The sequence below is a fragment of the Nocardiopsis ansamitocini genome (assembly GCF_030268225.1).
In the GTDB taxonomy this organism is placed as follows: domain Bacteria; phylum Actinomycetota; class Actinomycetes; order Streptosporangiales; family Streptosporangiaceae; genus Nocardiopsis_D; species Nocardiopsis_D ansamitocini.
On record NZ_BSQG01000012.1, the window covers coordinates 114,388 to 133,302 of the forward strand.

22 protein-coding genes and 1 pseudogene are annotated in these 18,915 nt (G+C 67.2%); 10 read left to right on the top strand and 13 right to left on the bottom strand.

Annotated features, from left to right (window positions below):
• Position 1: 1 nt before the first annotated feature.
• The 3 genes from QSJ59_RS22655 (at position 2) to QSJ59_RS22665 (ending at position 3,034) form a co-directional block, all read left to right on the top strand.
• Entirely contained in the window at positions 2 to 415 is a 414-nt protein-coding gene (locus QSJ59_RS22655) for a hypothetical protein (protein WP_285761773.1), read from the top strand.
• The gene (locus tag QSJ59_RS22660; RefSeq protein ID WP_285761774.1) at positions 412 to 1,800 is read left to right on the top strand and encodes a tripartite tricarboxylate transporter permease; all 1,389 of its coding nucleotides are present in this window, start codon (positions 412 to 414) and stop codon (positions 1,798 to 1,800) included. Before QSJ59_RS22655 ends, QSJ59_RS22660 begins: the two co-directional genes overlap by 4 nt.
• Before the next feature lie 562 nt (positions 1,801 to 2,362).
• Positions 2,363 to 3,034, top strand: coding sequence for an enoyl-CoA hydratase/isomerase family protein (locus QSJ59_RS22665; protein ID WP_285761775.1), 672 nt, complete (start codon positions 2,363 to 2,365; stop codon positions 3,032 to 3,034).
• Positions 3,035 to 3,208: 174 nt separating this feature from the next.
• Here QSJ59_RS22665 and QSJ59_RS22670 read toward each other — a convergent pair whose 3' ends face one another.
• Together QSJ59_RS22670 and QSJ59_RS22675 are read right to left on the bottom strand one after the other, a co-directional pair.
• On the bottom strand, positions 3,209 to 3,598 hold the full coding sequence (locus tag QSJ59_RS22670) for a VOC family protein (RefSeq protein ID WP_285761776.1): 390 nt from the start codon (positions 3,596 to 3,598) through the stop codon (positions 3,209 to 3,211).
• A complete protein-coding gene (locus tag QSJ59_RS22675; protein ID WP_285761777.1) occupies positions 3,588 to 3,878 on the bottom strand; it encodes an ArsR/SmtB family transcription factor in 291 nt (96 codons plus the stop codon). Before QSJ59_RS22675 ends, QSJ59_RS22670 begins: the two co-directional genes overlap by 11 nt.
• Before the next feature lie 282 nt (positions 3,879 to 4,160).
• Here QSJ59_RS22675 and QSJ59_RS22680 point away from each other — a divergent pair, with 282 nt between their 5' ends.
• Entirely contained in the window at positions 4,161 to 4,811 is a 651-nt protein-coding gene (locus QSJ59_RS22680; protein ID WP_285761778.1) for a GAF and ANTAR domain-containing protein, read from the top strand.
• A gap of 77 nt (positions 4,812 to 4,888) precedes the next feature.
• On the opposite strand, the gene QSJ59_RS22685 is transcribed toward QSJ59_RS22680, so the two are convergent.
• On the bottom strand, positions 4,889 to 5,779 hold the full coding sequence (locus QSJ59_RS22685; protein ID WP_285761779.1) for a LysR family transcriptional regulator: 891 nt from the start codon (positions 5,777 to 5,779) through the stop codon (positions 4,889 to 4,891).
• Positions 5,780 to 5,882: 103 nt separating this feature from the next.
• Here QSJ59_RS22685 and QSJ59_RS22690 point away from each other — a divergent pair, with 103 nt between their 5' ends.
• Positions 5,883 to 6,263 (top strand): YybH family protein, encoded by a 381-nt coding sequence (locus QSJ59_RS22690; RefSeq protein WP_285761780.1) that lies wholly within the window; start codon positions 5,883 to 5,885, stop codon positions 6,261 to 6,263.
• 44 nt (positions 6,264 to 6,307) lie between these two features.
• Here QSJ59_RS22690 and QSJ59_RS22695 read toward each other — a convergent pair whose 3' ends face one another.
• The 5 genes from QSJ59_RS22695 to QSJ59_RS22715 form a co-directional block, all read right to left on the bottom strand.
• On the bottom strand, positions 6,308 to 7,531 hold the full coding sequence (locus QSJ59_RS22695) for an MFS transporter (protein ID WP_285761781.1): 1,224 nt from the start codon (positions 7,529 to 7,531) through the stop codon (positions 6,308 to 6,310).
• A 171-nt stretch (positions 7,532 to 7,702) separates the two neighbouring features.
• A complete protein-coding gene (locus tag QSJ59_RS22700) occupies positions 7,703 to 8,839 on the bottom strand; it encodes an acyl-CoA dehydrogenase family protein (RefSeq protein WP_285761782.1) in 1,137 nt (378 codons plus the stop codon).
• Positions 8,809 to 9,855 (bottom strand): hypothetical protein, encoded by a 1,047-nt coding sequence (locus QSJ59_RS22705; RefSeq protein ID WP_285761783.1) that lies wholly within the window; start codon positions 9,853 to 9,855, stop codon positions 8,809 to 8,811. Before QSJ59_RS22705 ends, QSJ59_RS22700 begins: the two co-directional genes overlap by 31 nt.
• Positions 9,845 to 11,416, bottom strand: coding sequence for a class I adenylate-forming enzyme family protein (locus tag QSJ59_RS22710; RefSeq protein WP_285761784.1), 1,572 nt, complete (start codon positions 11,414 to 11,416; stop codon positions 9,845 to 9,847). Before QSJ59_RS22710 ends, QSJ59_RS22705 begins: the two co-directional genes overlap by 11 nt.
• Positions 11,417 to 11,454: 38 nt before the next feature.
• Positions 11,455 to 11,841 (bottom strand): ectoine synthase, encoded by a 387-nt coding sequence (locus QSJ59_RS22715; protein WP_285761785.1) that lies wholly within the window; start codon positions 11,839 to 11,841, stop codon positions 11,455 to 11,457.
• Between the two features lie 1,596 nt (positions 11,842 to 13,437).
• Between QSJ59_RS22715 and QSJ59_RS22720 the strand changes: the two genes are divergently transcribed.
• The 3 genes from QSJ59_RS22720 (at position 13,438) to QSJ59_RS22730 (ending at position 15,013) form a co-directional block, all read left to right on the top strand.
• Positions 13,438 to 13,857: an ANTAR domain-containing protein gene (locus QSJ59_RS22720; protein ID WP_285761786.1), complete on the top strand. Its 420-nt coding sequence runs from the start codon at positions 13,438 to 13,440 to the stop codon at positions 13,855 to 13,857.
• Positions 13,858 to 14,163: 306 nt separating this feature from the next.
• The gene (locus QSJ59_RS22725; protein WP_285761787.1) at positions 14,164 to 14,823 is read left to right on the top strand and encodes a DsbA family oxidoreductase; all 660 of its coding nucleotides are present in this window, start codon (positions 14,164 to 14,166) and stop codon (positions 14,821 to 14,823) included.
• On the top strand, positions 14,816 to 15,013 hold the full coding sequence (locus QSJ59_RS22730) for a hypothetical protein (protein ID WP_285761788.1): 198 nt from the start codon (positions 14,816 to 14,818) through the stop codon (positions 15,011 to 15,013). The genes QSJ59_RS22725 and QSJ59_RS22730 overlap by 8 nt, the downstream gene beginning before the upstream one ends.
• 389 nt (positions 15,014 to 15,402) lie before the next feature.
• Here QSJ59_RS22730 and QSJ59_RS22735 read toward each other — a convergent pair whose 3' ends face one another.
• On the bottom strand, positions 15,403 to 15,663 hold the full coding sequence (locus QSJ59_RS22735) for a DUF7660 family protein (protein WP_285761789.1): 261 nt from the start codon (positions 15,661 to 15,663) through the stop codon (positions 15,403 to 15,405).
• The gene (locus QSJ59_RS22740) at positions 15,660 to 15,878 is read right to left on the bottom strand and encodes a hypothetical protein (protein ID WP_285761790.1); all 219 of its coding nucleotides are present in this window, start codon (positions 15,876 to 15,878) and stop codon (positions 15,660 to 15,662) included. The genes QSJ59_RS22735 and QSJ59_RS22740 overlap by 4 nt, the downstream gene beginning before the upstream one ends.
• Before the next feature lie 409 nt (positions 15,879 to 16,287).
• Here QSJ59_RS22740 and QSJ59_RS24405 point away from each other — a divergent pair, with 409 nt between their 5' ends.
• Positions 16,288 to 16,776 (top strand): tyrosine-type recombinase/integrase, encoded by a 489-nt coding sequence (locus QSJ59_RS24405; RefSeq protein WP_432707524.1) that lies wholly within the window; start codon positions 16,288 to 16,290, stop codon positions 16,774 to 16,776.
• Positions 16,777 to 16,874: 98 nt separating this feature from the next.
• Here the strand turns inward: QSJ59_RS24405 and QSJ59_RS22750 are convergent, their stop codons facing one another.
• Positions 16,875 to 17,228, bottom strand: a complete 354-nt coding sequence (locus QSJ59_RS22750) for a hypothetical protein (RefSeq protein ID WP_285761792.1) — start codon at positions 17,226 to 17,228, stop codon at positions 16,875 to 16,877.
• Positions 17,229 to 17,563: 335 nt separating this feature from the next.
• Between QSJ59_RS22750 and QSJ59_RS22755 the strand changes: the two genes are divergently transcribed.
• On the top strand, positions 17,564 to 17,788 hold the full coding sequence (locus tag QSJ59_RS22755; protein WP_285761793.1) for a hypothetical protein: 225 nt from the start codon (positions 17,564 to 17,566) through the stop codon (positions 17,786 to 17,788).
• Between the two features lie 116 nt (positions 17,789 to 17,904).
• Here the strand turns inward: QSJ59_RS22755 and QSJ59_RS22760 are convergent, their stop codons facing one another.
• Both QSJ59_RS22760 and QSJ59_RS22765 read right to left on the bottom strand, forming a co-directional pair.
• Complete coding sequence (locus tag QSJ59_RS22760) at positions 17,905 to 18,411, bottom strand: hypothetical protein (protein ID WP_285761794.1); 507 nt, start codon at positions 18,409 to 18,411, stop codon at positions 17,905 to 17,907.
• Positions 18,412 to 18,423: 12 nt separating this feature from the next.
• Positions 18,424 to 18,915: pseudogene (locus tag QSJ59_RS22765) on the bottom strand (hypothetical protein); the annotation flags it as partial.

Genomic DNA, 18,915 nt, shown 5'->3' on the forward strand with positions numbered 1-18,915 from the left:
CATGTCCAACCTGTTGGAGATCTGGGGCGACACCGTCGACTCCAGACACACCGTCGGCGCGATCGCCCTGGGAATCGGTACCGCCACCCCCCTCTATCTGGGTGCCGACTACTTCTTCTCCCGAATCGCCGATCCGTCCCTGGCGGGCTCCTACGCCCTGTTGACCGGACTGGCGGGCTGCCTGATCGCCGGATTCATCGGGGCCCGGCTGTTCGAGCCCAAGCGGGTGGTGACCGAGCAGGACTCGGGCAACGAGGGCCGCGCCGCGGCCATGGACGCCATCGAGGCCGAGTACGGCCCCCTGGGCGACCCCGCCGAACTGCCCGAGCCCGTCCGGGAAGAGATCCGCGCGCTCGGACTCTACGACGACCTGCGCGCGCAGCACGAACGCCACCTCAAGGAGGCCACCCCATGAGTCCGGACCTGCTCACCGACGCCTCGTGGGCCCTGGGCATGGGCCTGCTCGGCGCCGTCGTCTTCGCCCTCATCGGTCTGGTCTCGGGGACCGACGAAACCGCCACGGTCGCGCCGTTGACCCTGCTCGTGGTGCTGTTGGGCGTCCCGGCCGCCGGGGTGTTCACCTTCTTCATGGCGGGGATCGTCGCCAAGCACATCACGCACGCCATTCCCACCGCGCTGCTCGGCATCCCCGGCGACACCATGGCGGTGCCGATGCTGCGCGACGCGCAGATGCTGCGCGACCTGGGCGTGCCGCACATCGCACTGCGCAAGGCCATCTCCGGCGGCGTCATCGCCGCGTTCATCTCGGTGCCGCTGGCCGTGCTCTTCGCGTGGCTGCTCAGTCCCTTCGCCGACCAGATCGGCAAGGCCGCCCCCTGGATCTTCGTGGCCGCCGCGGTACTGATCGCCTACACCTCCAAGGGCCGGCTGGCAGCAGTGCTGGCCCTGGTGCCCTTCGTCCTGCTGATCGTGGGCCTCCAGACGTTCGTCTCCCAGACGACGGGGGGATCGTTGTCGATCAGCTTCTTCCTGGGCATCGCCACCGGCCCGCTGATCGCGGACCTGTTCACCGCGCTGTCCCCGGCCGGGCGCACGACACTGCGCCGCGACTCCCGGCGCAGCTTCGACCTGGCGCCGGACACCCGTACCTGGACGGGGCGCGTCCCCAACCCGCTCAAGGTGCTGGACCGCAAGCAGATCGCCTACACCAGCGCCGCGGCCGGGGTCTCCAGCGCGACGTTCGTGTTCTCCCCCGTGGCGATGACCGTGCTCATGGGTGAGGTCGCCGGGGCGCGCATCAAGAACGGCTACCACCGCCTCACCTCGGTCATGTCGGTGCGCAACGGCACCACCGAGTCCACCTACATCGCCGAAACGCTGATCCCGTTGATCGCGTTGGGGCTGCCCCTGTCGCCGATGGCCGCGGGGCCGGCGGCACCGCTGTTCAACGCTCCCCCGGTGTATACGGTCGACGCCGAGACCGGGCAGACCAACAACCTGCACAACCTGCTCTCGGGCGGGGAGTTCCTGGTCTACGGCCTGTTGGGCGTGGCCCTGGCCGCGATCATCGCCTACCCGTTCGCGATGACCTACGCCCACCGCGCGGCCTCCTTCGTGATGCGCAAGGTCTCGCACGAGGCCATCATCGGCGCCTTCGCCGGCCTCATCATGGTGATCTGCCTGTACGAGGGCGGACTGCTCGCCGTGGGTGTCGCTCTCACGGTCGGCCTGGTCGGGGGGCTGCTCAACAAGGTGTTCAACGTGCATACCGGTGTCCAGTTCATGGGCTTCTACGTCGCGGTCCTCACCGTCCCGCAGGTCCTCGCGCTGATCGGCTGACCTCCGGACCGCCGAGGCGGCGCCCCTCAGGCGGGTGGGTCGCGACCCACCCGCCCGTCGCGTGTCCGCTCCCGGGGGGTGTACGCGTCTCCGCCGCAGGCCGCCACGAGCACGGGCGAAGAGCCGGCCGTGACGGGAGGGGCACCGGCCCCCCGCAGTGCGGGAAGCCCCTGAGGGCAGAGGCCGCAGGCAGTACCCGCCCCGAACCGCGAACCCACCCCCGGAAGTCACTTTTTGTTTTACTATGCAAACTCAAAGTGATAATCACAGGTGGGAGCCTCCCGCGCGAATACCATCAACCCCGACAGAACCGCATGCGTCTCAGTTTCCCGACCGTCGCGGCCGGAGCGAGCACCTCCGGCCCGTCGTCGGGAGCACCCGCATCCACTGCCGCCGGAGGCAGCGGACACACCGGTTTCTTCCCCTCGGCTTCCCCTTTCTTCCCCTCGACTTCCCCGCGTGGCATCCACGAGGACGAACACCCGGTTTCACTTTGCCCCGGGGCGACACGGGGCCGGCGTGAACCTTTCCGGACACACCGACGACCTCTCAAGGAGTTCACGTGCCCGCTCTCGAACGCCACGATGACGTCTTCGTCCTGGACCTCGGGGACACCGAGAACCGCCTGCACCCCGACTGGGTCGTCTCGGTCGACACCATGCTGGACGAGGTGGAGAGGGCCGAAGGACCACGCGCGTTGGTGACCACGGCAAGGGGCAAGTTCTATTCCACGGGCCTGGACCTCGACTGGCTGCTGGCCCACCCCGAACAGCATCCGGCCTACGTCCTCAGCGTCCACCGCCTCCTCGCCAGAATGCTGTCCCTCCCGGTCATCACCGTGGCCGCCCTACAAGGCCATGCGTTCGGCGGGGGCGCCATGTTCTCCCTGGCCCACGACTTCCGCGTGATGCGCGCCGACCGCGGCTACTGGTGCCTGCCCGAGATCGACATCGACATCGCGTTCACCCCGGGCATATCCGCACTGATCCAGGCGAAACTCTCCTCGCGAACAGCGCACACCGCCATGATCACGGCCCATCGCTACGGCGGGCACGAAGCACTCGACGCGGCCATCGTCGACCACGCGGTGGCCGAGGACTCTGTGCGCGACACAGCGCTGGAACTCGCCCGACCCCAGACCGCGAAGGCAGGTCCGACCCTTGCCACCGTGAAGGCCCGAATGTACGCACCGGCGTTGCAGATCCTGCGGGACAGCGGTGCACCCGTCAGTTGAAGCCGGACCACCGCGCCTCTCGGCCCGGCTCAGCCACCCCCTCTGCTCACCCCCAGGAAGGACAGCGCGGCCGGCACCGGGGCCCGGGGCCGCCCGCAACCCGGATGCGGGCCGACTGCTCACTCCGCACGCCCGGGCATCGGGCAAGGGGCGGACAGGCCGCCCTGCTTCGCCTCACCTGCCCGTGCTGGCGATCTGCAGAAGGTTGCCGCACGTGTCGTCCAACACCGCGGTCGTCACGGGCCCCATCTCCGTGGGGGGTTGCGTGAACTGCACGCCGAGTTCGACGAGTCGCCGGTACTCGGCCCGGACGTCGGTCACCGCGAAAGAAGTGAAGGGGATGCCGTCGGCCGCAAGCGCCTCCTTGAAGGGACCGACGGCGGGGTGGCCGTCCGGTTCGAGGACGAGTTGGGGACCGTCCGGCTGCTCCGGGGAGGCAACCGTCAGCCACCGTGCCTCCCCCATCGGAACGTCCTGCTGCTTCACGAATCCGAGGACGTCGGTGTAGAACGCGAGCGCCCGGTCCTGGTCGTCGACGAACACACTGGCGAGGTTAATCCGCATGATTGTTCTCCTCGGGTCGGGGCCATCTGCTGATGATCAGCTGCAAAGGTGCGGTGTCCAGGAAGTGGTACTTGTAGCGGCCACGGCGCTCGGTGCGCACGAGTCCGGCATCCTCGAGGATCTCCAGATGCTGGGAGATCGCCTGCCGCGACGACGCCAGCCCGTGCCCGACCGCGAGGCGGCCGCAGATCTCGAACAGCGTCTGCTCGTCCCGCTCGGCGAGCTCGTCGAGGATCGCGCGCCTGGTCTCATCGGCGATGGCCTTGAAGACGTCTCCCACGCGCACACCATACGCAAGCATTTACTTGCACGTCAATCAACGGAACCTTCCCCTGAATAAAGACGGGTTCTTTGGCATCCGACCTGTACTTCTGCGCTTCTGATCGACTCGTTCCCGTTTACGGCGCGCCGTGGAGGTAGAGGAGGAGGAAGACGGAGCAGTGTGGGTAGCGTGCTCTCTGCAGCACCCGGTCACGGTGTCCGAGCAGAGGGAAAAGGGGCGGCGATGGGGGATCGTTCGAGAACCACCGGGATAGACGCCTATCCCCGGCTTTTCGCCCAAATGGCGAGGGACCTGCTCTCCCAGGAGTCGGTCGAGGACATCCTGGAATCGATCACGGCGCTGGCGGTGACCACCGTGGAAGGATGCGAGGAAGCAGGGGTCCTTCTGGTGAACCGCAACGACCACACCTTCTCGACCCCGGCCGCCACCAGCGACCTGGTCCGTGAATCCGACCGCGCGCAGTTCGAATGCGACGAGGGGCCATGCCTGGACGCCGCCCGCCACCAGCAGAGCTTCTACGTCGAGGACATGGCCAACGAGACCCGTTGGCCCCTCTACCGGCCCCGCGCCATCGAGTTGGGCGTGGGTTCGATGATGGGCTTCGAGCTGTTCACGTACAAGGGCGCGCTCGGCGCACTGGACCTCTACTCGTCCCGTCCTCGGGCTTTCGACGAGCATTCGCGGGAGATCGGCTGGGTCTTCGCCTCGCACGCGGCGGTTGCCGTGGCCGCCTCCCAGCGCGAGGCCACCCTGCAGGAGGGATACGCCACCCGCCAGGAGATCGGGGAGGCCGTGGGCATCCTGATGGAGCGCCACCGCCTCACGAGCGCCGCAGCGTTCGAACTGCTCAAAAAAGCCTCCATGAACACCAATACCAAGCTCCGTGAGATCGCCCGCCGCATCACCCGCAGCGGGGAGAAACCCGGCTGACCCGGACCGCACAGGCGTCGGCCGGGGACCGGGCCCGGGCGGTTTTGGGACGCGGAGCCCGACAGCGCCGAACGCCCTTACCGCGGAGCCGGTGGGGAGAAGGCCCTGGTGCTGTGCCGGATCAGCTCCCGAAGCGCCGGGCCGGGCGATGCCTTCCAGACCAGCGCGAGTACCGCGGGGGTGGTGGCGTCGTCGATGGCAAGGGCCCTCAGCCGCCCCTTGTGGCCGGTGATCATCGATGCGCACAGGACCGCGACACCGAGTCCGCGGACGGCGAGGGCGGCCACGGCGTCGGGGGAACCGGCCTGGAGCGCAACGGCGGGCTTCAGCCCCTGGGCCGCGCAGGTCAGGTCGAACACGGTCCGAATACCCGTGCCGGTGGGCAGACACATGATCGGATAGGCGCAGATGTCGGCGAGACCGACACTCGGCCGACGCGCCAAGGGGTGCCCCGGGGGGACCACCGCGACGAGCGGTTCACTGATGATCGCCAGCGCGTCCAGCCCCGGGGGCGGCTCGGCGGCCGTGCCGATGAGCGCCAGGTCCACGGCACCGGAGCGCACGCTTTCGACGAGGCGATCGGAGTCGTCCTCGACCAGGACGATCTCCACCCCGGGATAGGCGAGGTGGAACGCCGCGAGGGCATCGAACAGCGGAGTGACCGTGCATCCGATGACCATTCCGACGACGAGACGTCCCCGGATCAGCGCGGAGACCTCCTCGACGGCCTGCCGTACCGCATCCGCCGCGGCAAGCGCGGCGCGGGCGTGTTCGAGCGCGGCCCGTCCCGCCACCGTCAACGTGGCCGTGCGACCGGAGCGGTCGATGAGCGGGGCACCGAGCTCTCGTTCGAGTTGGCGGATCTGGGCGCTGACCCCTGACTGACTGATGTGCACGCGTTCGGCAGCCCGGGTGAAGCCGGCTTCCTCGGCGACCGCGACGAAGTACTCCAGCTGCCTCAGTTCCATAACCAGAAATTCTAGTTCCCAGCAGAGTTATCTGTTGGACTTCTTTTGCCGTTCGATTCATGCTGGACAGCGTTGACGTGGTGTTTCACTGAAAGGAAGTCACGTGTCGGACCTGAAGAAGGCACTACGGGAGAAGGCACTGCGGCCGGAGGACCTGACCCGGCTGTTCGTGGAGCGCTCCAACGCCGGGGACGCCGTGGGCGTCGCGGAACTCTACGAGGAGGACGCCGTCATGGCCTACCCGCCGGGCGGTCGGACAGTAGGGCGCGCGGCCATCGAGGAGCTGTGGGCGTCGGTGCTGGCCGACGCGCCGAGGTTCGAGCCAGAAGCACCGCTTCCGACGCTGATCAGCGGCGATATCGCGCTGACCTCCACACCGCCGCGCGACGGCGCGGGCGCGCGTGCGCAGGTGGCCCGGCGACAACCCGACGGCAGCTGGTTGCGGCTGCTCGACCAGCCCGAATTCATCCCGCCCGCACACTGATCGACCGTTGCGGCGCACACGTCTTTGCCGCAGCGGGGTCCTGCCTACTGGGCGCTCCATGTCCGGGCGCGGGCCCGAACGGCGCCGGTGGCGCCGACCATCACCGCCGAGGCTGCCAGGCAGTACCCGCCGAGCACCGCCACCTGCCCCGGATAGCTCACCCCTGCGTCGATCAGCAGCCCTGCGGCGCCGGGGCCGGCAGCGGAAACGAACACCAGGACGACCGTGACCACCGAACGGATTCCGCCGAGGTGGCGCACCCCGTAGACCTCGGGCCACACCGCACCGAACACGGTGAGCGAAAGCCCATTGGTGACGCCGTACAGCGCCATGAAGACGAAAACGCTCCAGGACTGGCCGACCGCGGCGAGCACGAGCAGCCCACAGCCCAACGGCAGCAGGTAGACCGGCACCATCCGCAGCGCGGTGAACCGGTCCACCAGGTGCCCGCCCACCAGGTTCGCACCGACGGTCGCGGCGGCGTAGACAGTGAACGCCGAAGCGAAGAGCGCGGAATCCCACCCGCGCAGTCCTCCCAGGTAGAGCTGGTGGAAGAAGACGGTGTTACCGATCAGTGCCGGGGCGGCCAGCGCAGCTGCGAGCAGCGGAAAATAGGGGTCGCGCAGCGCCTCCCCACGGGTCCAGTGGCGGACGGAACGCGGAGGCGACCCGTCCGCACGGGCACCGGGGCCGGGCCGATCGCCCAACAGGGACGCCGCCGGCCACAGCGAGAGCAGCAACGCGACGGCGGCCAGCCACCATGCCTGGCGCCACTCCGTTACGGTCACCACCACGACCACCAGGGGCAGCAGCGCCTCTCCCGTGTTGAGGCCCAGGGTCGCCACCGTGGTCGCACGGCCCCGTTCCCGGTCGAACCACCGCCCCATCAGGGTGAAGGACGTGTGGGCCAGCATCCCCTGCCCGAAAAGGCGCAAAACGAAGAGGGCGAGGAGCAGGAGCAGGAGGTGGGTCGCCAGTGCCATCGTCACCGCGCCGAGCACGAGTGCCCCGATCGCCACGAGCACGACCGTCGACGCGCGATAGCGGTCGACCACGGCGCCCAGCCGGGTCAGCGACAGTGCCCCGACGAGGGTCGCCACCATGAAGAGCGCGCCGAACTCCCCGTGGGAGAGGCCGTGTTCGGCGCGGATGTCGTCGGCGAAGAACGAGATGAAGAACGTCTGTCCGAACGACGACAGGAAGAAGAGCAGGAATCCGCCACTGAGCCTCCTTCGGTTGGCGTGCACGAAATCGAGGTAGGTGGGCATCGTGAGTCGGTCTTCTCGGTCGGCTGCTCGCCATGGCGCGTGCTCCCCGCCAGGGCGCGCAGGGCGCGGCCGACGGCGAGCGGGACGACGGCTTCCGGGAGCGGGGCGGGCACCGGGGCGGTCCTGCGTGTGCTGTCCGTGAAAAGGGCAGGGGCGTTCGGGCCCGGGAGGTCACCCGGCGTCGGCGACCGCGGCTGCGAAAGCGACGTGGTTGGTCGCCCAGTTCACGTCACGGTGTGCTGCCATCATCTGCAGGTCGCGCCAGTGGCGCGACAGCACCGCGTCCTCGGTGTGCGCCGCGGTGCCGGCGAGTCCCACCAGGCGTTGGACGGCGGCGACACACAATCGGGCGAGGTAGGCACGGTCGCGTCTGAGTATGCCTGTCTCCATGGGTGAGAGCGTGCGTCGGCGCATCCCCGCCGTGTGCAGGACGGACCCGATGGAGTCGTACAGGTGCCGCGCGCAGGCCAGTTCCGCCGCGCTTTCGGCGATCCCCGCCTGGACGGTTGGCACTCCGATCCTCCCGGCTGCCCGCACCGAGTCGAGGTACTCGTCGTAGGCGCCTTCCGCGCAGCCGAGGATCGGGCCGACGACGGCGCTGTTGACGTATTCGATGAACGCGACCTCCATGAGGTAGCCCTCGTCACCGGGCAGTTCGGGGGTGCGTTGCGCGAAGCACGCGTCAAGCGGGTAGGCCGACTCCTCGGGGACGAGGACGTCGTCCAGGATCGCCCCTTTCGACCCCGTACCGGCCATCCCGGCCACCTGCCAGGTGTCCGACACGCGCACCCGGTCGGTTCGTACCGGGATGAAGTACCGGCCCGTCTCCGGGGAGTCGTCGCGGACACCGCTGAGGATGAGCCAGCTGGCGTGGTCGATCCCCGAACAGAAGCGCCATTCGCCGTCGATGCGCACCCCGCCCGCCTCGCGGGTGATCGTGCCGTCACGGGTGACCGATGCGGTGGCGAACAGTTGGCGGGCACCCGCGGCGAAGAGCACCTCCGCCAGCGGAGGGGGGAAGCGGCTCGCAACCCCGGCGTGGCAGCCGACCACACCGATCGTCCACCCCGTCGAGGGGCACGCGCGGGCCGCGCGCCGGGCCGCCTCGGCAAGGGTCGGCCAGGACGATCCCAGACCGCCGTAACGGACCGCGGTGACGATCTGCAGGAGCTCTGCGTCGAACAGCTCCTCCAGCGTCTGCGCGGGCAGGACGGCGTCCCTGGCGGTCCTGGCGGCGCGTTCCCGCCAGCGAGGGGCCAGTGCGTCGACCCGCTCGGCTATGTCCCGTTGGAGCAGATTCTCTGCCACAGTGCGTCCTCCTGTTCGCGTCCCCCCAGGGGGCGGACGACCGGCGCCTCGCAGCAGAACCGGTCGGGGATGATCGGTTGTCCGGAGACCTCGATGAACGCGCGCATCTTCTCGGCACTGTTGGACGCGGCCACCTCGGAGAAGTTCGTGCCGTTCCAGACGAGGAAGACGTAGTCGAAGAACGGGCGAAGCGCCTCGGTCAACGCTTCCAGGGTCACCTGCCCGCTACTCATCCGCCCCAGCATCTGCCGACGCTTCCACTCGATCTCTTCGGGCGAGAAGTAGAGGGCCTTGTGGACCTCGTCCTTGACTGCCTCGCGACGTGCGTACTCGGCCGGGTCGGGGTGGTCGAACTTCTCCAGGAAGAAGGCGATTGCGTCGGGCCGGAGGAAGTCGGCGACGTGCGCGACCTGCCTGGCCCGGTCCTTTCCGTAGAACTGGAACGCCGCGGTCTCGTAGAAGAAGTCGACGCCGTCGCGGAAGGGCCGGTACTCCTCGCGCTCGGCGAGCGTCGCGGTGCCCAGTTCGAAGAGGGAGCCGGGGAAGTAGCGGGAGGCGGCCGGATCGGCGAACGTATGGAACCACGGCTCGTTGGCGCGGTTGGGCGAGGAGGTCAGCGTCGCGATCCGCCCTTGGGACACCGCCGCGAGCGTGCGCCCGTTGGTGCCGTCGAAGGCGTCGCCCTCGTAGAAGGTCAGGCCGCGCCCTTCCTGCTCGGACCACCGCTCGGCCAGGCGTGACAGTGCGGTGCCGACCCTGGCCATTTCCTCCAGGATTCCCGGGACGCTGGCGAGGAAGTGCTGGAAGAGGGGGCCGGAACGCCGGACCATCCGGTCCTGGTAGTCGAGCACGGACCGGTCGTGGGTGCGGTCCCTGACGGTGGAGCGGACAGGGCCGGCGGGAATCTGCCTGCGGCCGGTGGCCAGGGAGTCGAACTCCGCGGTGAGGGCGATCATCGCCGACGTCTCGACGTAGTCGTGGAGGGGGCCGCGTGCGGGCGGCGTCTCAGCGGTCATCCTGTGCACCGTTTCGCCGGTCGGATTCGGACGCTTCCAGGCCGCGGACCAGGGCACGCTTGTCGGTCTTGCCCGAGTCGGTCAGGGGCAGCACGTCATGGAAGACGACCCGGGCGGGCACCATGTGCCAGTCGAGCGTGCGTGCGCAGTGCTCGACGATCGCCTCCGGATCGGCCGCTGCCCCCTCGTCCAGGACGACGCAGGCCACAGGGACGCTGCCGGCGAGCTCGTCGGCGAGCGGGACGACCGCGCAGTCGGCCACGCCGGGGAACGCGCGCACCCGTGCCTCGACCTCCTGGGGGTCGACCTTGACCATCGCCCGTGCGAAGAGCTCGTCGCGCCGCGCCACCCAGTAGAGGAAGCCGTCCCGGTCCTTTCGGAAGAGGTCGCCGGTGAAGAAGACCTTCGCCTCTCCGAAGACATTCCGCTTGAGGACGCGGGAGGTCAGCTCCGGGTCGCGCCAGTAGCCCTGGGTGACGAGGTCGCCGGCGACCGCGAGCTCCCCCACGGTGTCGTGCCCGGTGACGAGGCGGCCGTCGTCGTCCACGAGGTAGGTGCGGACCTCCGGCAGTGGCAGCCCGACGGAGGTGGGGCGCCTGTCGGCCTCCTCGGGAGGAAGGTAGGCGACCCGCTTGCACTCGCTGAGGCCGTACATGGAGTGGATCAGGACGTCGGGGAACGCCTTGCGCAACCGCGCGATGTGCTCGGGCGGCAGCCGTTGTCCGCTGCTGGAGATGTAGCGGACCGAGGGGAGTGCGTAACGGTGCAGGTCGTCCGCACGGCACAGGTGCGCCAGCACGGGAGGGAAGGCGTGCAGGGCGGTGACCTGCTCGCGGTTGATGAGTTCGATCAGCTCGTGCGGACGCACGGGCATGGCGGGGAACGCGACGACCCGGCCGCCGAAGCTCAGCGGCATCATGACGTTGTGGAAGCCGAAGTCGGAACCGATGGGGGTGAAGGTGAGGACGGCGTCGTCGGCGGTGTTCTTCTGGTGGGCCGTGACGGCCCGGAAGGCGGCGTCCATGTTCTCGTGGCTGGTCGCCACCCCCTTGGGCGCCCCGCTGGAACCCGACGTGTAGAAGAGTGCGGCCAGCGAGCCCTCCAGCGGGATCTGGGGGTCGGCGCTCCGGGGGGAGGCGAGTGGTCGGGAGCGGACCAGCGTGCGCGGTGCGGACCGGCCGGTGTCAACCGGCAGCACCGCGTCGAGCGGGGTCTCGTCGAACACCCCGCTGAAAGTGTCGGGCCGGCCGGTGATCAGGAACGCGGCCTCGGTCTCGTTGATCTGATGGCAGAGTTTCCTTCTGCTGAACGACGGGTGGGTGGTGACCAGGACGCACCCGGCCTTGAGGATGCCGATGACGGCGGCGATGGTCTGCACCGACAGTTCCGCGTAGAGCGCCACCCGGTCGCCGGCCACGGCCCCGCGCCCGACCAGGGCCGTGCGGTGACGCTCGGCCAGGACGTCGAGCTCGCCGTAGGAGACGTCGCGGCCGGCGAGGGTGACCGCCGTTCGCCCCGGGAAGGTCGCGGCGTTGCGCTCGAAGCGGGCGTGGAATCTCAACGGTGCACCGCCTGAGTCGGAGGGCCGGTTGCCGGGCATCAGTAGGAGGACGCCTCCAGCGAATCGAGGAGATGGCGCTCCGTCCCCTCCAACGCGGGGGCGAAGACGCTCAACAGGACGAGGTCCTGGCCGGAGTCGGCACGGAGGTGGTGGCGGTCGTTCTCTTCCAGGGCGTACAGCACGCCCGGGACGATGCGGTGGACGGTGCCGTGGGAGTCCTCGATGGTCCCGGCCCCCGAGAGGCAGAAACACGCCTCCAGGTGCGAGCGGTACTGCAGGTGCGACGTGGTACCCGCGCGCACCACCGTGTAGCAGACCGAGAAGCCGGTGTTGTCGGTGGCGGTGAGCAGCCGCAGACTGGTGCCGTTGCCCCAGTCGACGTCGAATTTCGTGCCGGCCACATCGGCGAGCGAGCGAACGAGCATTACAGCACTCCACAGCGTACGGCGGCCATTGCCAACTATCGGGGCGGAACTTCCGGCCAGTCGATTTGTTCGAGCAGACCGCGAATACCGGAAAGGGACGCCATCCACACCGGAAAGAGCATACCCAAGACCCCGAACCCGGGCAATGGAATACCCCAATCAACGGGAAACCGCAGGCCATGCACGATGCAAACAATGCGCGGCACTAAAACGACATGACTTCTCGGACCGCTTGGACCATTGGGATTATTCCTACCTCCGCCAAGCATTTCTACCAGCCAAAACCATCCCACCTGCGAAAAAGTTCAATACCGGAAGCCCTCAACCAATCCGAAGACCGGGAACCCCGACGCAGTCCGGTCCGGTTGTTCGAATACCGAAGGCCGGTCACTCGCATCCGACCGTCCACGGGTTTTTCTTCCTGAGGCGGAGGCCACTCCCGGCCACACCGAAAGAGGGATGCCGCCCCCTTCTTCCCCTTGGGACAATTGGCTCCCCCGAAGGAAAAACCGACCTTCTCGGACTCCCCAATTCATGCATCGGCAAGGACGTGGGCGAGGGGACTTCATTCGCGACCGGGTCGAATGGCGGCGCCTCCCCCGCAAAAACGCCCTTCGGTCCACCGGACCGGTCCCCCGACAACGACCGCGCCGTTCACCGCCGGCCGCGAGGCGCGGCCCTGGGAGGGGTGGCGCCCCTTGCCAATCGGGGACACGCATCCCATGCGACCTGCTGCCGACATGCCCGGAGGGCATGCGCCGACAGTTCCCGGCAACGGTTCGTGGGCAACGGTGCGGCGGAGACGGAGGGCCCACAGCATGCTCCTGGAGCAGATGCGCGGAACCGCCCCTCCCGCCGACGAGCCGAGCCCCCGGGCGGGCGGCCGTCCCCGGTCGCGCGGACCTCTTCCACGCCCCCGCGCGGTACGTCTCCGGAGAACGAACGACCCAGGCCACCGACTCATCGGCGGAGAGGTTACGACGGGAAAGGCGGTTCCCGACCCCGGTCCGCCCAGTTCTTCCACCGAACCGCCACCTTTGCATCGTAGATCTTTGACTGGGGGGCGGCTGACACCTCATTGCCGGCATCGGGGCGAATGGACCGGCCCCGCACACGCTCGACCCGTCACCGCTTCCACCGGAAGTCCCGACCGTGATGTGCCGGTACCGACGGGGACCGGCCGATCGTCCCGTGTTGGTCGGCCGGGAGTAAAAACATGCGCCCCGGGTAGTCTGACCACGTGGAGCGCTGGGTACACGCGCCCCTGTTTGTCGCCCAGCGGGTGCGGATGTTAGAGAGCAGCCTCCGCGCTGGGGCTTGCCGTTCCGTGCGCAATGTTAGGAAGCAGCGTTGACGCCGGGGCCGCGCGCCCTCTCGCGGGAAGCCCCCTCCTCACCCCCGTTCGCACGGGAGCCCGCTCCCCGGCACCGCCCGGACTCCTTCCCCCGCACCGGATGCAGGTCACGGCGGGCAATGTGTAAGACCCTCTCACTCGGGAATCAGGGGGACGACGACTCGTCCGCCGAACCGCCCAGCGATGCACCGACGGATCCGGGAGAAGCCGGCCCCGGCTGCACCGTCCCCCGGGGAGGAACCATGACAGCTGACGCCGTACCCGAGAACGAGCGGGCCACGAGGGACCACGACCGCATCCGCGAGCTGGAGGCCCAGGTCGACAACCTCACCGCCGCGTTGAGGACACGCGGCGACATCGGCCAGGCGGTCGGCATCACCATGGCGGTCCGGCAGTGCGACGCCGAACAGGCACTGGACATCCTCAAGAGCGCGTCCCAACACACCAACACCAAGGTCCACGACATCGCCGCGGCCCTGGCCCAGAGCGTGAAGGCTCCCGTTCCCGTGGACGCCTCGCGTTCCATCCGCCACGCGCTGCACATCGTCCTCAGGACCCCGCAGCTGAATCCCGTTCAACACCCGGCGCCCGCCGGCGTTCCCGACCCCAGGACCGCCCGCCGCACCGCCCCCGTCGACGAGGAGTCGCGGGCACACTGGTAGGCCGCGCAGGAGTTCCCTCCGGACGCACGATTGGCGGGGCGTGCCCGACCGGATGGGGGTTCCGGTGTCGGAACGACCCCTTGCGGCGGGACGCCGGTCGAGTCCGCGCACGACCAACCGGGGCCCAGACGCACGGCCGGGCGGATACGCCGTCCGGCCTCCTTGGGCGCGACCGGCCGGACATGCTGCTGATCGCGGCCGCCTGTCGCCGTGGGGCACGCCCACCCACTGCCTAAGGGTCTCCAGGGTGACGAAAAGTGCTCCCCCGGCGGGAATGCCGCGCCCTGCCCCCCGGTTGGAACACGCATGCCTGAAACCATGAAGGTCGATATCTGGTCGGACGTGCAGTGCCCCTGGTGCTACGTCGGGAAGCGCCGGTTCGAGGAGGGGGTGGCTCTGTTCGGCGGTGCGGTCGAGGTCGAGTACCACAGCTTCGAACTCGCCCCCGACACCCCCGTCGACTACGAGGGCAGCACCGCGGACTTCCTCAGCGAGCACAAGTCCATCCCCCGGGAGCAGGCGGAGCAGATGCTGGCGCAGATGACGACCGTGGCGGCCGGGGTGGGCCTGGACTTCCACTACGAGGACGTGCACCAGACCAACACCGTGAAGGCGCACGAGCTGCTGCACTACGCCAAGGCGCGGGGGCGGCAGCTGGAGATGAAGGAGCGGCTGCTCAAGGCGTACTTCGTCGACGGCCGCCACGTGGGGCGGATCGAGGACCTCGCCGATCTCGCCGCCGAGATCGGCCTGGACCGCGAGGACGTGGTCCGCTCCCTCAGCGGCAGCGAGTACCTGGCCGCTGTGCGGGCGGACGTGGCCCAGGCCCAGCAGTACGGCATCCAGGGCGTTCCGTTCTTCGTGATCGACGGGGTGTACGGGGTGTCGGGCGCCCAGGAGCCCGCGACGTTCGTCAAAGCCCTGGAGACGGCGCGCGCGGAGCGGGAGGCCGCGGCCAATGGCTGACGGGGCGGGCGCTCCCCCGGCCGTGACACCGCTGCGCTTCCTGGGCGATCCGGACGCGGCGGCCTGCGAGGGCGACCTCTGCCCGATGCCCACGACTGCCGGAACAGCTCCCTATGCGGTGGGGGCGGACAACCCGCCGGGAGGCGGACCAGCCGGCGACAACAACGGAGGCGCGCTCTCGGACGGGTGACGGGACTCCCGGCCCTGTCCTTTCCAACGCTGTCTTCTTCTTTCTCGGCCCGTGTCGACCGGCGGCTCACGACTGCCCGGCCACACGGGCCGCCGCGTGTGCACGGGGCGGCCCCAGCAAAATCTCGGTACCGGCGGGAATCGGGTTGCCGGAATCTGGTGGGACTCGCGCAACCGGGCTCGTTTGCGCCGAAGGCCGAGTGGGCGGACGCACAGGCGGCCTCGGCTGAATCCGGTTGACGGTGTTGCGCGACCACGGCATCGCCCGGGAACCGACCGCACCCGCGATACGACCACCGAGCATCCGGGTAAAACTCCATTATTCATCCACGGGGTGCCTGTGAACGAACACGTCAATCATTTAACTAATTGGCAAACTCGCCAAGAGATTTACTCATAGACGAGTGCTGCTCGAAAAATCGCAGCAATCATCGCCCAATCGGGGGTCTCTGGCACGGGTTCCTCGATTACGTTTTCAAAGAAGCCTTCCATCGCCTCCGTCCAGCGCCCAGCGGAATCTATAAAAGAATCCGTCGTGGCATTTTCCACTACGAGACTCCCGTCGCGAACCTTTTCGGCCAACCCGGTCAGGAAATGAGCTAGGTCCTCCCTGCTCTCGATCTCATTCAATGTTGCATCGGGCCAATTCATGGAGCCCACTCCAGCGGGTCGTAGTAGTTGACCAAGATTGAGCGTCCTTTATTTTGAGCCGTGAACTTTCTTTCTTCGTTGGAGGCTTCTTCAGGAGTTGCCATGCGAAACGGCATCGGGACGCCCGGCTTTTGGAAAGCCACGAGCCTTCTGTTGTCGAGCGAGTGGATCTTCCCGCCTCTGACCGTCAGGCGCACCGTCGGGAGATCGCTCACCTTAAGGTATCCCGACCGCCATGCGGCGACTGTTTGCTCAATCGTCTCTCCGATGCCGAAACGAGGACCGACAGCATCCTGGTGGAATCGCACCAATTTCGGGTCGATTGTTCTACCATAATTGTGCACTAGGACTGGGTTGCTTCCGGCCAGTGAGCCTCTTCCAACCTGGCGCGTGGCTGGGCCGACGCCCTGGTGACGGGCATGAAGAAAGCTCCTGGTAGACGGGTTCACGACCAAGATCACCAGTCCGCCAGGAGCTCTCCCCTCACCGCCGCCGAAGCCCGGCAACTTCTCCAGGCAGCCAACGGCGACCGTCTGCACGCGCTGTACGAACTCGCTCTGCGCACTGGGCTCCGCAAGGGCGAACTACTGGGAAGACCTCGACCTCGACGGCGGCACCGCCAGCATCCACCGCTCGCTCCAGCGGACCCGCAGCCAGGGGCTGGTCGTCCTGAACACGAAGACCCTGGCCTCCGAGCGGCACATCGCTCTCCCCACCGAATGCATCAGCTCTCTCAAGATCCACCAGGAACGGCAGGAGGAAGAGCGCCAGGCGACCGGAACGGGCTGGACAGACAACGGGCTAGTCTTCACCACCCCGAACGACAGGCCGCTCGACCCCACCAACCTCACCCGCCGCTTTCGCCGCCTCCTCCACGGCGCAGGACTCCGGACGATTCGCTTCCACGATCTTCGGCACTCGACCGCCACTCTGCTCCTGGAGCAAGGCGTCGATCTCGTCGTCATCAAGGAACTCCTCGGCCACGCCCGCATCGGCGTCTACGCCCACGTCCGACTCCGCCTCCAACGCCAAGCCATCGACGCCCTGGGCAACGCCCTCAGCCCGACCGACGGCGACCGTAACGACCCACCCACCGCAGCAGTCGTCCGCTGAGGTTGCCGTCAGCGTTGCCGTCAAACGCCACAGGAGCCCCACCGGAATTTCCTTCCGACGGGGCTCCTCGATTCCCTCAGATCTCTTATCGGGACACTTTACGGGCTCATAGATCCCTGACCTGATTCCCCATTGCCGTGGACCGAAAACAGGGCGCTCTCAATCGCATCACGAAGATACGGACGCGCGTTTCCTGCGTCAGCCTTTCCCAGCAGGATCGGAAGGAATTCTGAATTCGGGTATCCATCTCCCTCAGCATCCTTCATAGCCCACACTTGCAGCCAGATGGCGATCATCATCTCGTTGCAAGCTCGGGCTTGTTGCAGTGCATCCGAACTTGCCTCCGAGAAAATGAAGCGCGCCGATATCCCCATCCGGTGCCCCAAGGCCAGCAGGAACACTTCCTTGGACTCCGACTCCAGGACCGCAAGCACTCGATCTCGAATATTCATTGATCCATGTTCCAGAAATCCTCGTCCGTCATTGGTCGACTACTGCCGTAGGGCTCGCGAGGCAAGGAGTCGACATCGTACCCGCGATCCCGCAGGACCTTAATCCGAGTGTTTCCATTCGCGATCGTCCCGTCCGGCTTCGCTCTAAGCGCCTCTTTCGCCCCTGGCCTCAACGAAAAGAGGATATCTTCCGTGTCTTGCTTTCCCCAGAAGTCCAGCGAACTCTTATCGAGCGAGCTGTCAGGGTGCAACGACTTCAGAGGCGGATCACAAGGGCCGGAATTGTGAACCAGGACCGGCGTGGCGCCCGCCAGTACATGGTAGGTGTGGACATCTTGGATGGTGAGGTTGTGGACCCTCTGCTCACGAACAGTCCACTGAAGGAACTCCTCGGCCACGCCCGCATCGGCGTCACCGCCGGCGTCTACGCCCACGTCCGACTCCGCCTCCAACGCCAAGCCATCGACGCCCTGGGCAACGCCCTTGACGTCCCTGGCAACGACGAGTCGACCCGCGACAACGGCGATGACCCGCCGCTGTGCGGAGCCACCGTCCACTGACGTTGCCGTCAACTACTGCCGTCACCCACCGCAGAAGCCCCGCCAGGACGCGCCTGGCGGGGCTTCAATTTTGCTACTGCTATTCAACACGTGGATTGCAGGATCGGGTCGTGAGGCTACACCTCACCCTCCAGCCAACGATCGAATGGTGCGGCCTCCGACAGGTCGAACTTAATCGCCTTCACCCCCCGCGCGAAGTCTTCGGCCAATTTCGAGAGCATCGCGACTAGCTCACTTTGCGCAATGCTCTCGCACTCTGGGTTTGGAACCCAATTGGTCCGCGACTCACAGTGAATCATTACCAGATCCCCGCTTGGACGGAAGGTCAAAGTCCTTTCGATTCCCTGCGAGTAAAGATCCACCTCGACTTCGCGACGTTCACGCACACTCGCCATCAGCAACGGGAACTGCTCCATGAAGACAGACAAGTCATACCCGACATCGAGCGGCCACTCATCGTTCCCGAAACCGCCAATGTGGAATCTGCTGCCTCCAGCATCGGAGAGGGCGCTACACGCCTCCATGACGAGGGTTTCGTAATCGTCACCCGGCTCCAGACTCGCTAGATCAGGAGACGCAGCACCAGACTGCACGGCCGGATTGAATGACACAGAGAAGTTCATATCTCCAGCCTCCTAGTTCGGGCCAATAATCGGGAATCCCGTTTTGTACAGCCCTTTTGGACTTGGAACGATGGTAGCTGCCCGCGCTTGGAGGATACTCCCATCCGGCATAATTACCTGCCCCAACCCATCCGGAATGCGCACCGACCTGGGACCGGCTCCTTCGACATGGAGTCCCTTCAGGAAGTCTGCAGCGCCGTCATTGTCCAGCCATTGACCCTGCTGATTCCCGGTGCTGCGAGCGCGATCGGTCAGAGCCTTCGTGTTCTTCGCTCCGGCACCATGAGTCTTGAATGTGTGCCCCCACGTCTTCACGCTATTGGCGGCCCAATTGGGACAGTTGCTGTTGTGTACGAGGATCGGGTTCTGCCCCGCCAGTACATGGTAGGTGTGGACATCTTGGATGGTGAGGTTGTGGACCCTCTGCTCACGAACAGTCCACTGTTTGACCTGTTCGATTTGGACCCAGGTGTCTGTCGGGGTGCGTAGCCACATTCCCTCGGC

What these genes read in the sequence shown, in the direction of transcription:
- QSJ59_RS22655 (WP_285761773.1), top strand. Translation starts at nt 2, where the DNA reads ATGTCCAACCTGTTGGAGATCTGGGGCGACACCGTCGACTCCAGACAC.
- QSJ59_RS22660 (WP_285761774.1), top strand. Translation starts at nt 412, where the DNA reads ATGAGTCCGGACCTGCTCACCGACGCCTCGTGGGCCCTGGGCATGGGC.
- QSJ59_RS22670 (WP_285761776.1), bottom strand. Translation starts at nt 3,598, where the DNA reads ATGCGGATTAACCTCGCCAGTGTGTTCGTCGACGACCAGGACCGGGCG.
- QSJ59_RS22680 (WP_285761778.1), top strand. Translation starts at nt 4,161, where the DNA reads ATGGCGAGGGACCTGCTCTCCCAGGAGTCGGTCGAGGACATCCTGGAA.
- QSJ59_RS22685 (WP_285761779.1), bottom strand. Translation starts at nt 5,779, where the DNA reads ATGGAACTGAGGCAGCTGGAGTACTTCGTCGCGGTCGCCGAGGAAGCC.
- QSJ59_RS22695 (WP_285761781.1), bottom strand. Translation starts at nt 7,531, where the DNA reads ATGCCCACCTACCTCGATTTCGTGCACGCCAACCGAAGGAGGCTCAGT.
- QSJ59_RS22705 (WP_285761783.1), bottom strand. Translation starts at nt 9,855, where the DNA reads ATGACCGCTGAGACGCCGCCCGCACGCGGCCCCCTCCACGACTACGTC.
- QSJ59_RS22715 (WP_285761785.1), bottom strand. Translation starts at nt 11,841, where the DNA reads ATGCTCGTTCGCTCGCTCGCCGATGTGGCCGGCACGAAATTCGACGTC.
- QSJ59_RS22720 (WP_285761786.1), top strand. Translation starts at nt 13,438, where the DNA reads ATGACAGCTGACGCCGTACCCGAGAACGAGCGGGCCACGAGGGACCAC.
- QSJ59_RS22725 (WP_285761787.1), top strand. Translation starts at nt 14,164, where the DNA reads ATGCCTGAAACCATGAAGGTCGATATCTGGTCGGACGTGCAGTGCCCC.
- QSJ59_RS22730 (WP_285761788.1), top strand. Translation starts at nt 14,816, where the DNA reads ATGGCTGACGGGGCGGGCGCTCCCCCGGCCGTGACACCGCTGCGCTTC.
- QSJ59_RS22735 (WP_285761789.1), bottom strand. Translation starts at nt 15,663, where the DNA reads ATGAATTGGCCCGATGCAACATTGAATGAGATCGAGAGCAGGGAGGAC.
- QSJ59_RS22750 (WP_285761792.1), bottom strand. Translation starts at nt 17,228, where the DNA reads ATGAATATTCGAGATCGAGTGCTTGCGGTCCTGGAGTCGGAGTCCAAG.
- QSJ59_RS22760 (WP_285761794.1), bottom strand. Translation starts at nt 18,411, where the DNA reads ATGAACTTCTCTGTGTCATTCAATCCGGCCGTGCAGTCTGGTGCTGCG.